Annotated in this window: 13 protein-coding genes; 7 read left to right on the forward strand and 6 right to left on the reverse strand. The window is 59.9% G+C overall.

Going from position 1 to position 10826, the window contains the following annotated elements; translation table 11 throughout:
- Positions 1-161 precede the first annotated feature (161 nt).
- The 4 genes from CQ13_RS40015 (at position 162) to CQ13_RS40030 (ending at position 2600) form a co-directional block, all read left to right on the forward strand.
- Positions 162-890: an ABC transporter substrate-binding protein gene (locus CQ13_RS40015; RefSeq protein WP_197427604.1), complete on the forward strand. Its 729-nt coding sequence runs from the start codon at positions 162-164 to the stop codon at positions 888-890.
- A complete protein-coding gene (locus CQ13_RS47545) occupies positions 779-1084 on the forward strand; it encodes an ABC transporter substrate binding protein (RefSeq protein WP_430649747.1) in 306 nt (101 codons plus the stop codon). Before CQ13_RS40015 ends, CQ13_RS47545 begins: the two co-directional genes overlap by 112 nt.
- Positions 1084-1287: an ABC transporter substrate binding protein gene (locus tag CQ13_RS40025; RefSeq protein WP_057848250.1), complete on the forward strand. Its 204-nt coding sequence runs from the start codon at positions 1084-1086 to the stop codon at positions 1285-1287. Before CQ13_RS47545 ends, CQ13_RS40025 begins: the two co-directional genes overlap by 1 nt.
- A 305-nt stretch (positions 1288-1592) precedes the next feature.
- Positions 1593-2600, forward strand: coding sequence for an ABC transporter substrate-binding protein (locus tag CQ13_RS40030; protein WP_197427606.1), 1008 nt, complete (start codon positions 1593-1595; stop codon positions 2598-2600).
- Between the two features lie 179 nt (positions 2601-2779).
- Here the strand turns inward: CQ13_RS40030 and CQ13_RS40035 are convergent, their stop codons facing one another.
- Positions 2780-3766, reverse strand: a complete 987-nt coding sequence (locus CQ13_RS40035; protein ID WP_082637923.1) for an ABC transporter substrate binding protein — start codon at positions 3764-3766, stop codon at positions 2780-2782.
- Positions 3767-4055: 289 nt separating this feature from the next.
- On the opposite strand from CQ13_RS40035, the gene CQ13_RS40040 reads away from it, so the two are divergent.
- From CQ13_RS40040 to CQ13_RS40045, 3 genes are all read left to right on the forward strand, one after another.
- Positions 4056-4901 carry an ABC transporter substrate binding protein gene (locus CQ13_RS40040; protein WP_197427607.1) on the forward strand — a complete coding sequence of 282 codons (846 nt, stop codon included), beginning with the start codon at positions 4056-4058 and terminating at the stop codon, positions 4899-4901.
- Positions 4891-5055, forward strand: coding sequence for an ABC transporter substrate binding protein (locus CQ13_RS46675; protein WP_283807578.1), 165 nt, complete (start codon positions 4891-4893; stop codon positions 5053-5055). The genes CQ13_RS40040 and CQ13_RS46675 overlap by 11 nt, the downstream gene beginning before the upstream one ends.
- A gap of 234 nt (positions 5056-5289) precedes the next feature.
- Positions 5290-6264 carry an ABC transporter substrate-binding protein gene (locus CQ13_RS40045; RefSeq protein ID WP_057848253.1) on the forward strand — a complete coding sequence of 325 codons (975 nt, stop codon included), beginning with the start codon at positions 5290-5292 and terminating at the stop codon, positions 6262-6264.
- Between the two features lie 456 nt (positions 6265-6720).
- Here CQ13_RS40045 and CQ13_RS46330 read toward each other — a convergent pair whose 3' ends face one another.
- The 5 genes from CQ13_RS46330 to CQ13_RS42375 all read right to left on the reverse strand — a co-directional run.
- Positions 6721-7029 (reverse strand): hypothetical protein, encoded by a 309-nt coding sequence (locus tag CQ13_RS46330; RefSeq protein WP_082637925.1) that lies wholly within the window; start codon positions 7027-7029, stop codon positions 6721-6723.
- A 10-nt stretch (positions 7030-7039) separates the two neighbouring features.
- Positions 7040-8575, reverse strand: coding sequence for an ATP-binding protein (locus tag CQ13_RS46335; protein ID WP_082637926.1), 1536 nt, complete (start codon positions 8573-8575; stop codon positions 7040-7042).
- Between the two features lie 63 nt (positions 8576-8638).
- Entirely contained in the window at positions 8639-9589 is a 951-nt protein-coding gene (locus CQ13_RS46340) for an AAA family ATPase (RefSeq protein ID WP_082637927.1), read from the reverse strand.
- Positions 9498-10076, reverse strand: a complete 579-nt coding sequence (locus tag CQ13_RS46345; RefSeq protein ID WP_082637928.1) for an adenylate/guanylate cyclase domain-containing protein — start codon at positions 10074-10076, stop codon at positions 9498-9500. Before CQ13_RS46345 ends, CQ13_RS46340 begins: the two co-directional genes overlap by 92 nt.
- A 405-nt stretch (positions 10077-10481) precedes the next feature.
- The coding region (locus CQ13_RS42375; RefSeq protein WP_156434210.1) for a transposase at positions 10482-10826 on the reverse strand (345 nt) is incomplete at its 5' end.

Consider the following 10826-nt stretch of genomic DNA (forward strand, 5'->3'; position numbering starts at 1 on the left):
AATGCTGCAAAACGTCAGAAAGTTCTTGCCAGGGCGCCGTCCACACGTGACCCAACGCGGACACAGGCCCCTATCCGCCTTTTCTGCGGCGCGGTATTATTAGCGCATCTGAAATCTAAGGTGGGCGCATGAGGAGGCGGGAGTTCATTCTCGGTCTTGCGATGCTCGCCAACATCGGCCGCTCGAGCGCTCGAGGCTTTGCGCGTCGTGTCGGGGCTCTCATTTCCGAGCCAGATCAAGCTAACTTTCTCGAAACGTCTCTCAGAGAGAAGGGGTGGATACTCGGCCAAAATCTCCCGATCGAATATCGGATAACTCGTGGCGATACCAATCTCTCACAGGCATATGCCCGGGAACTGCTCGCTTTGCAGCCTGACGTTCTGTTCGCAGTGACCAACACCTCTATGGCCGCACTGCATGCCGAACATTCTAACATTCCGACCGTTTTCGCGATGGTCAGCGATCCAGTCGGAATGCATTACGTCGATACCTTCTCGAGGCCCGGGGGCAACGTGACTGGCTTTACGCCGTTTGAACCGTCCCTCGGCGGCAAATGGGTTTCGCTGATCAAGGAAGTGGTGCCAAACGTCCAGCACATAGGGATCGTATATAACCCTGAACCGGGCAACAATTCCTCAGCGTTTCGCAAGTCAATTGATGAAGTCGCGAGCAAAGTAGGGATTGCCTCGATTGAGACACCGAGCGGCGATGCGATAGCTCGGACATTGATCGTCTTATTCGCTCGCTCAAGGATGAGCCGATCAGTGGGCTCATTTTCCTGCCGGACGCGATCACTACTGTGCGGCGTGTTCAGATTACTGCGCTGGTTGCAGAGTGCAGGCTACCGGCGATCTACCCGCTTCGCATCTTCTGCGAGGCCGGCGGCCTAATGTCGTACGGGGTGAAAATCGAGAAGATTTTCGCAGGCGCAGCATCCTATGTTGATCGAATTTTGCGCGGCGCCAATCCTGCCGAACTGCCTGTTCAAGCCCCAACCGAATTTGAGTTGGTCGTGAACCAAAAAGCTGCACGGCTATTGGGCCTGCAACTGCCGCCCGCGTTTTCGCAGACGCTGGTGGCTTGATGAGCTATGGCAACAGACTCAGCGACGCTTTCCGACAGGGCGGCATCTATACTGGTCGTATCCTAAAGGGTGAAAAACCCGCTGATCTTCCCGTTTGGCAGCCGACAAAATTCGAGTTCGTGATCAACCTTAAGGCGGCAAAGACTCTTGGCCTGGAAATACAACCCACCCTGCTGACGTTTGCCGACGAGGTGATCGAATGAGCCGGATTTCCTCTTCTGGCCCGTTTGAGACAGTCCGACAGACGCTGAGAATGGTCTGTTTATTGGGGTAGACCGGAAGTGATTGATCCGTGACCAAGACGATGCGATTGCCCCTGAGTGGACCGAGCACCGGATCCGCGCCTCCCCATACGGTACGATGGAACTAGGCAACCCAACGATGCTCGCTGGTGTTTAATCGACGCTTCGACCTTGTCGTCATCACATGATTGGCCGTACTATGTCCGCCGCGGTACTGCATGCATTCGAGATCATTCGCTGCGATCCACGAATATGCGGAGCACGCAATGAAGCAGGGTTTTGGGTGTTGGCTTGCCGCGCTAAGCATTGCATTCGGCAGCCCCGTAGCCGCGCAACCCGTGGCGGGGCAGCAGGCGGAAAAGACCTATAGCGTCGGCATCCTGTGCGGTGGGTGCAGTGATCAGGAGGCCCCGTCGAGGCACGCACCAATTCGCCAGGCTCTGCGCGAACGCGGCTATGTCGAAGGCAGGAACATCGCCTTCGTGTACCGCTCGGCAGACGGAAGATATGAAAAGTTACCCGACCTTGCCGCCGATCTGGTCCGGGTCAAGGTCGACGTCATCATGGCCGGTGGGGGGTTGCCCGGAGCCTTGGCTGCAAAAAACGCGACCACGAAGATTCCGATCATATTCGTAGGCATTGGCGAAGACCCGGTTCAGCACGGCCTCGTTACAAGCCTCTCCCGGCCTGGCGGCAACGTCACCGGATTAGTTGATCGCTATGCTGATCTGATTCCGAAACAGCTGGCCTTGCTGAAAGAGGCGGTGCCGAGCGTATCGCGCGTGGGCGTATTGTGGGATGCGGGCCTAAGGCAAGCGCTCGAACCAAGCTTCCAGGCGATGCAGACGGCGCTGCCGTCACTCGGGTTGCAGCATTACGCTATTGCGGTAAATGGGCCTGACGATCTCCCCGACGCATTCCGGGCGGCGAGTCGCGCGCGGGTCGAGGCGCTCATCCTGTTTCCGTCGCCCATATTCAATGTCCATCTTGCGGAATTCGCACGGATGACGGCAGAGCAAAAAATTCCTGCGATTTCCGGTTTTACCGACTTCGCTCGGGCTGGTGGCTTTTTGTCGTACGGTCCGAACATCACGAAAACTTGGCGGTATGCCGCGATATCCGTCGACAAGATTTTCAAGGGAACGAGTCCGGCCGATATTCCCGTCGAGCAATCAGACAATATAGATCTCGTCGTCAACCTTCAGACCGCGAGGGCGCTGGGGCTGATCGTGCCGCAAGCACTTTTGGTGTCGGCGAACGAGGTCATCGATTAACGGCAGGGACGGCCTGTCGACGAAGTGCTGCGCCTCGTCGGTTGTGAGCATGTCCGCCTCTGGCACTTTTCGGACGCGATGTGTCGAGCTAACGATGTCCGTTCTCGCGAGCAGAACTGACATTCAGCAGCGACGTCGGGACGTCCGGAAATTGACCCATAGCGGTGTGGAGCGACCCGTTATTCGATCACCTCGTTAGCGAGCGTGAGGAGTGTCGCCGGCAACTCGAGGCCGAGCGCCTTGGCGGCCCTGAGATTGATGACCAGCTCGAATTTGGTCGACTGCACCACCGGCAGGTCGGCAGGCTTAGCGCCCTTGAGAATGCGGCCCGTGTAAATGCCTGCTTGGCGATTCACCTCCCTGAAGTCGGGCCCATAGCTCATTAGGCCACCCGCTGTCGGGAATTCACGTTCAAAGTAAATCGCGGGAATCGCATAGCGCGTGGCTTGCGCTACAAGTTGATTGCGCCGGCTGAAGAGGAATGGTTCGGGTTGAACAACAAGCGCAGCGGCGCCCTGTTGCACGAGGTCCGAAAACGCCGTGTCGATTTCGCGTTCATCACGGGCGTTCACGATGATTAGTTGCAGTCCGAGTCCGCGCGCTGCTACCTGCATGTCAGCCAAATCGAACGCGGAATTCGGACTGCGTGGGTTCATGAGAAAGCCGATCGCAACCGCCTTGGGCAACAAGTCCCGCAGCAATTGCAGGCGCTTCTGCCCGATCTCCACTGCAATGGTGCTCACGCCCGTAATGTTGCCGCCCGGACGGTTGAGGCTGGCGACAAGGCCGAGCTTCACCGGGTCGCTGCCGAACGCGAACACGATCGGAATAGTCGAGGTCGCTTCCTTTGCGGCGAGTGCGGTGACCCCGCCGCCTCCAACGGCGATAATGGCTACTTGACGGCGAACAAGATCGGCCGCCAGCGCTGGCAACCGATCAAATTGACCTTCCGCCCAGCGGTACTCGATCGCTACGTTCTGGCCTGCGACAAAGCCGGTTTCTTTCAGGCCCTGCTGGAATGCGGCCACGAAGGGCGCGTACGGACCGGACGAAGTGCTGCTCAAATACCCGATCACCGGCAACGTCGGCTGCTGCGCGCGCACAGCAAACGGCCACCCGGCCGCTACACCACCGACAAGCGTCAGGAAGTCTCGTCGCCTGATCATGCTCGACCCCTTAGGGCTCGGCATCGATGCAGATTAGCACATTTCCATCGCCGGTGTCCGGGGAGCGCCCGCTGTCCCAACGGCCCGCTGAGTTAGGTTATGGCACGATACGGACCTCAATCCGGTATGGTCGATATCTGCCATCGGGGGTAAAGCGGCGCGGTAGCGGTGCCGCTACGTCGGGCTTTGACCCAATCCGGTCCTAAGCTGGGCCGGAATTCCGCAGCGCGGCAGTCTCCCACCGTACTGAGGTGTGCTATCGTTTTGGTCAGCGCGGGAGGCGATGGCAGTGAGGCGACGCGAGTTCATTGCCGGCGGCGCGGCGGTGGCGTGGCCGCTGGCGGCGCGCGCGCAGCAAGCGGCGAAACCGCCGCGGCTGGCGATGTTCCATCCGGCAATCCCGCCGGCGCTCCTGACTGAAACGGGTGGGGGCAGCGCATGGCGCGCCTTTTTCGGCGAGCTGCGCCGTTTGGGTTACGTGGAAGGACAAAGTCTGATCATCGAACGCTACTGGGCCGAGGGACGTCATGACCGTTATGCCGAAGTGGTCCGTGAAATCGTGACCCGCAACCCGGATGTGATCGTCACCGGAACGAATACCGTCGTGACCGTATTCAAGGCGGCAACCGGTACGATACCGATTGTTGCTTTCATGCTGGATCCGCTGCAGGCGGGGCTGGTGACCAACCTGCACCGGCCCGGCGGCAACCTCACCGGCATCACGCTTGATGCCGGCATCGAGATCTGGGGCAAACGGCTGGAGTTCTTGAAAGAAGCCATTCCTTCGATGCAGAAGGCCGTATTCCTGGGGATGCGCGGCGGATGGGAAGGATCTGTGGGGCAAGTCTTGCGGGGTGCCGCCGCGCGTTTGGGAATTTCGCTGGCTTTTGTCTTCCCGCAGGAGGGGAAACCCTCGGAGATTGAGCGCGTCTTCGATGCGATAGCGGAGCAACGGCCGGACGCGGTGCTGGTGAGCGGAGAGGGCGACCTTACGCCAACCGCCCAGCTCATCGCCGAGCTCGTCGTGAAAAAACGCTTGCCGACGATATGTCCGTACCGCGATTACGTTGGAAGCCGGCGTGCTGATGGGTTATGCGCTCGATCTCACGGAGCTGTTCAGGCAGTTGGCCGATGACGTGCACAAAATCCTGAAAGGTGCCAATCCGGGTGACATTCCGATTTATCAGGCGACCAAATTTGAACTCCTAATCAACCTGAAGACGGCAAAAGCATTCGCCCTAACCCTGCCCCCGGCGCTGCTCGCCCGCGCCGACGAGGTGATCGAATAATTCTGCCATGTCCGTTCATGGCCCCCTAGCCGAACTGCCCATGAGCCGCCGCAGAAGGCGGCTCTCGGAGCGGAACCGAACCTGATGCGCCCCGCGCACAAACCGCCGCTTTTGACCCATCTGAGACATCAGGCCCTGATACCGTTTGATGCCGTTTGCTTGCCATTTTTGGTTCGCCGCTCATTCGCAAGGTGTTAGATTAGATTTTGAGATGAACTAAATGAGCGTGTCCGGATGCAGCGGCGCGAGTTCATAGCAGTTCTTGGCGGCATGGTGGCAGCTTGGCCGCTTGCCGTGCGTGCGCAAAAATCGCTGCCCCGGATTGGGTGGTTAGTATTTGGCGACGCCAAACAATTGGGACCAGTCGATCAGTCGTTGAAGGACGCACTCGCACAGGCCGGACTTCTCGAAGGCCGCAACATCGAAATCATCTTCCGCTATGCCAACGGTATGCCGGATCGACTTGCGCAATTGGCCACCGAACTTGTCGCGCAAAGGCCCAACCTTCTGCTCGCTATTGGCGGTGATGTTATCAAGCCACTGTTTGAGGCAAGCAAAGGTAGCATACCCATCGTCGGTGGCGTTAGTGATAGCCCTATCCGGTCGGGAATTGCCGTGTCTCTTGCTCGACCAAGCAAGAACTTCACTGGGATCACGTTTCTTACGGATGAAATGGCGGCGAAGCGGATGGAACTGCTCAAGGAAGTGGCGCCCAACGTCAGGAAGGTTGCGGTGATATTCAATCCGCAGCATTTCGATGACGAAGTGACTTTTGCACGGCGCGGAGCCGAATCGCTCGGCCTTGAGCTAACGACCCACCCGATAAACAAGATCGCCGATCTCGATGCAGCGCTGCAGGGGATGGGTGCAAGTGGCGCCGATGGCCTGCTCGTCATCTCGTCGCGCCTTACTGGCATTGTTGCCGCTAAAATCGCACAACACGGCCAGGAGCGTCGTCTTCCGGTGATTGCGTCGTGGCGGGAATTCGCAGACAGCGGTGCGTTGCTGTCCTACGGGCCGAGTCGGATTTTTGAGGCCAAACGTCTGGCGGGCTATGTGCAAAAGGTCTTAAACGGGGAGAAGCCGGCAGATTTGCCTATCGAGCAACCTGTGAAATTCGAACTTGTAATCAATCTCAAAACCGCCAAGGTCCTCGGGCTCACGGTACCGCCTTCATTACTCGGCCGCGCCGACGAGGTGATTGAATGAAGTGGCACATTACTGCAACGCCTGAGTCCGCATCTGGCACGAACGGTCGTCGATCCGTCGATGTCCGTTCTTCCGGGGATACTGTTGCAAAAGTCGTAAGTTGCAGGGCTAAAGATTTTTCGCGAAAACACTAAGCAGCGAGCGATCGCTGATTCGTATGACCTCAATCGCGTTACCGAAGTCGCCTGTGAATTTTGCGTGAGGCCGTGAGGTCCCTCACATCTTGTACACGAATGCCGCGCCCACTGCCCGCACAATTTTGGTCATCGGCGAAAATCGACTTTTGCAACACTATCCCGGGTAAAGCGGAAATCGTTTGGGATTGCGCCGAAGTCCGAAAGTGGACCCGGAGCAGATTCGCAGACCAAGACGGTCCAAACCTCTGACTCGGACACAGGCTGTGGCCTTGCGGACACCGCACTCATAAACGTCCGATCGCCGATGAGCAGTGCCTCACTAGGCCAAGTCAGCAAGTAGCGCGGCGGCTTCTTTGAGGTCACGCATATCGAAGCCTTCGGTGAAGCAGCCATAGATCGGCGCGAGCAGGTCGCGGGCGTCGGTGCGCTTGTCTTGATCGCGCCAGAGGCGGGCCAGACTGGTGGCGGCGCGCAATTCCCAATGCCTCGCGTCCTGTTTCTGCGCCGTTCGAAGCGCGCGGCACAACCAGCGTTCGGCATCGTGTCGATCCGACTTGGTGATCAGCGCCTCGGCCATGAGCCGATACAGCTCCGCCTCGTACCACCGCTCGTCGGTTCGCTCGACCACTTCGAGGGCTTCATTTAACAGGATTATCCCGTCGGCAGTTTGGTTCGCTCGCCTGTGTGCTTCCGCCAAAAGACCCAGATAGTAAGGCACCCTTTATCTCGGCACCCGTCGCCCTCTTCGTCGCCAGACCCCACCGCATCCTGCTGATGGTCTCCTCGATGGATCCTCCCAGCTCGAGCATGGCCCATGCCCGGAAGCAGGCCCCTGTTCCCACGAAGACAGGAAAGCAATGCTCAGCCGCGATTGCCACCAGTTCGTCAGCTCGTTCCTGAAGAATAGCCCCCTGGCCGCGAAGTTGGTGAAAGACACAGTTGACGTGCAGAGCGAACGCCAACGTGTAGGGCTGCGACAGCTCGCGCGCCCAAGCCGGCGCGCTTCGGCTTTGCGCCAGTGCCTGATCCGGTTGTCCGAGCAGCAGAAGTGTCCAGGCGACGAAGCTCTCGCAGGTGACGCGCACATCGTGCGGCGTCAGCTTCGGAGGCCGGTGCCTGGCTTGGTCATAGAAATCGAGCGACCGTTGCAGGTGAGGAAGTGCACGACTGAACTCGGCACGAAACATAAGGCTGACACCCATGTTGCGGTGCGCTATCAGCTTGGTCTCGCTGTCATTTCGGCCTTCAGAAAGCTGAAGTAGTTCGTTTGCCAGTTCCTGACTGGCACGGATCTCTGCGCGATTGAGCAGGTACGAGAGGGCGCCGGCCCAAGCTATCGCAACCTGGGTTCCGTCCGGCGCGTCACGGCACAATTCGCGGGCGCGGGCATAGCCTTCACCGGCCTCGGGCGAGGCCCATCCCTTGGCCACAGTCAGGGCCCCGGCGAGCGCGAGCTGAAGCGAGCGTTCGCGAGATCGTTGCTCCGGGCTTTTCGGCAGGCTGCCGAGCAACTTGAGCGCCGTGCGAAAGTGCGCAGCGGCCTCGGCCATGGTCGAACGGTGCACGGCCGAGCGCCCAGCCTGGTCCCAATACTCGATTGCTTTTTCAGCCATGCCAGCGCTGGCACAATGCTGCGCTATAAGCTCCGGCTGCGCCGCTGCAATCTCCGGAAACTGACGTTCCAACGTACCGGCGATCCGGCCATGCAGTTGCTGCCGTCGAGTGCGCAGCAAGGTGCTGTAGGCGGCGTCCTGCACCAGCGCGTGCTTAAAGGTATACGTGGCATCCGGCGGCGTCCCGCGCCGGAACACCAGCTCCGCGCGGATGAGCTGCTCCAAGGCGCCCTCCAGCCGCGCTGGCGGCATGTCGGCGACGGCACTGAGCAGTTCGTGGGAAAACTGACGCCCGAGCGTTGCTGCAATCTGCGCCACTTCTCGTGTGGGCGCCAATCGATCGAGCCGGGCCAGAAGCGAGGCTTGGAGCGTCGTTGGGATCGCCAAAGGAACCACTGGACCCGCAATAGAGTAATGGTCCCCGGCATCGGTCATCGATCCGCTCTCGACGACAGACTTGGTCAGCTCCTCGATGAATAACGGCACGCCGTCCGTGCGCTCGATGATCTGATCGGCGATCTCCGTAGGCAATGCCTTGCCCCTGGTTACGTGTGCGATCATTTCGGCGCGGTGCCGAGGGGGCAAGCGGTTGAGACTGAGCAATGTCACGTGCGGACGGCCGACCTAGGGCGGCGTGAACTCCGGTCGAAATGTGAGTATCATCAGGACCCGCAACGTCGCGGCTCGGTCTATGAGCAGATCCAGCGACTCCAGCGTGGTGGGGTCGCTCCAATGGATGTCTTCCCATAGCATCAGCAGCGGCTGCCGCGCCGCGAGTCCTTCGACCTGCGCCACCTGCACATGAAGCGTTTTCTCTTTGCGCTTCTGCGGCGTGAGATTGAGCGGCGGGTAGCGGTCGCCGGTCGGTATCGACAGCAAATCCGCCAATAGAGGGACAGCTTCGCTCAGCTCCTTGCTTGCCAGAGCCAGTACCGTCACGAGCTTGTCAAGGCGGGTCTCCGCCGTATCCTCGCGTCGAAACCCGGCCGCCTGCTCGAGCTGAGCGATGCTGGGATAAAGCGCACTGTGCTGATGATGCGGCGAGCAGAAAAAACGCAACCGCGTATGCGGCTCGTTGCCCAACTGCTCCAGCATGGTTTGTGCGATGCGCGACTTGCCGATGCCCGGCTCACCTACGATCAGGACTACGGAACCGTCGCCGGCCTTTGCCCGCTCCCAGCGCCGCGTCAACAACGCGACCTCTTCCTCGCGACCAATCAACGGCGTGCTGGCGACGCGTAAGGCCTCGAACCGACTGCCGACCAGGCTCGCTCCCAAGACCCGCCAGACATGCACCGGATAGTCAATTCCCGCGATCGGCAACGTGCCGAGATCGCGATAATCAAACAGGCTGCCAAGCATGCGGCGCGTATTGTCTGCGATGACAACCGTGTTCGGTTCGGCAAGCCCCTGAAGCCGTGCCGCAAGATTAGGGGTCTCACCAATCACCGCTTGTTCCCGGGCGGTGCCTTCGCCCAGCAGATCACCGACGACTACGAGGCCCGTGGCGATACCGACACGCACCTGCAACGAGGTCGCCGAGCCTGCATCGAGCTTGGCTACTGCTTCGATCAAGGCGACCCGCGCGCGCCGCTCGTTCAGCGTCCTCCTCATGCGCCTGCGGGTAACCGAAATAAGCCAGCACGCCGTCACCGAGGTACTTCGCAACAAAGCCGCCGGAGCTCGTAATTACCTTGGCGCAACGGCGGTGATAGGTGCCGATGATGTCGCGCAACTCCTCCGGATCGAGCCGCGCCGACAATGCCGTAGAACCGATGAGGTCGACGAACACGACCGTGAGCTGGCGGCGTTCGGCTTCGGGAGCCCTGCCGCCGGAGCGGTCGGGTTCGACCGAATGTTCGGTCCTGTCGCGAATGGTTGCGGCTCGCAACGCGGCGATCGCATCGAGGAGAATACGGCGATGGCCGATCGCCGTCACGCCGAGGTCTCTGAGATCCTCGGCCGTCAGCTTGGGTAGAGTTGCCTCATCGATCGCGTTTTCCCGGAATGCCTGCTCGTAGCGTTCCAGGCCGAGGCCGCGCAGCCAGGCACAAATATCCATGGCATTCACACGCACAGTTGGCCGCACTCATCCACTGGCTATAGCCGCCGTCACGTCGGCCGCTACATTAGCCGTGCACCATCGGCTGAGCCGTGCGCAAACCAACCGTGGCACCAGAATGAGGTAGCCAGTTTACCCACCCCTTGGCGCGAAACAGGTTTTTTTGCTCGTGAAGCGCTGGAACCCGCAGCGGACAAACCCCGGAGCGGGCCCGTGAGAACGACGCTCACCCTCACGATCCCACCGACGCTTCGCGCTCGCCGACGAGGTGGATTGAGTGAGAAGGCTACACTTCCGTTGTTGGCAGATTTTGTTGCAAAAGTCGGGTGCAAGGGATCGGGTCGTTTGGCGTTTTGTTAGGAACGGCGGCTTTAACGCCGCCGGCCTTGACGCTCAACTCCAACGCTACGCGGTGCACAGAACTTCTGCCGGTGGCGGTCGCGCAACCAGTGACGCGAGCCGCCTCAGGTTCTGAGCGATGGCAGCTAAAACAAACTCGTCCTGGGCGCCTTGTGGACCACGCAGTCGAAGTCGACCGAGCTTAAGGATGCGCTTCAGGTGCGCAAACCGCATCTCGATCTTCTTGCGCTCACGTCGTGATGTCTCGAAGCCCTCGGTGCCAGCGAACGACCGGGCGACGTCCCGGGCGTGCTCATGTATGTCGCGCGGGATCTTGCGCGATGGTTCTTTTGGACAGCACTGCGGTTTGAGCGGGCATACATCGCAGTCGAGCTTGCTCGCACGATACAA

Source organism: Bradyrhizobium retamae (assembly GCF_001440415.1).
In the GTDB taxonomy this organism is placed as follows: domain Bacteria; phylum Pseudomonadota; class Alphaproteobacteria; order Rhizobiales; family Xanthobacteraceae; genus Bradyrhizobium; species Bradyrhizobium retamae.

What these genes read in the sequence shown, in the direction of transcription:
- CQ13_RS40015 (WP_197427604.1), top strand. Translation starts at nt 162, where the DNA reads ATGCTCGCCAACATCGGCCGCTCGAGCGCTCGAGGCTTTGCGCGTCGT.
- CQ13_RS40025 (WP_057848250.1), top strand. Translation starts at nt 1,084, where the DNA reads ATGAGCTATGGCAACAGACTCAGCGACGCTTTCCGACAGGGCGGCATC.
- CQ13_RS40030 (WP_197427606.1), top strand. Translation starts at nt 1,593, where the DNA reads ATGAAGCAGGGTTTTGGGTGTTGGCTTGCCGCGCTAAGCATTGCATTC.
- CQ13_RS40035 (WP_082637923.1), bottom strand. Translation starts at nt 3,766, where the DNA reads ATGATCAGGCGACGAGACTTCCTGACGCTTGTCGGTGGTGTAGCGGCC.
- CQ13_RS40045 (WP_057848253.1), top strand. Translation starts at nt 5,290, where the DNA reads ATGCAGCGGCGCGAGTTCATAGCAGTTCTTGGCGGCATGGTGGCAGCT.
- CQ13_RS46335 (WP_082637926.1), bottom strand. Translation starts at nt 8,575, where the DNA reads ATGATCGCACACGTAACCAGGGGCAAGGCATTGCCTACGGAGATCGCC.
- CQ13_RS46345 (WP_082637928.1), bottom strand. Translation starts at nt 10,076, where the DNA reads ATGGATATTTGTGCCTGGCTGCGCGGCCTCGGCCTGGAACGCTACGAG.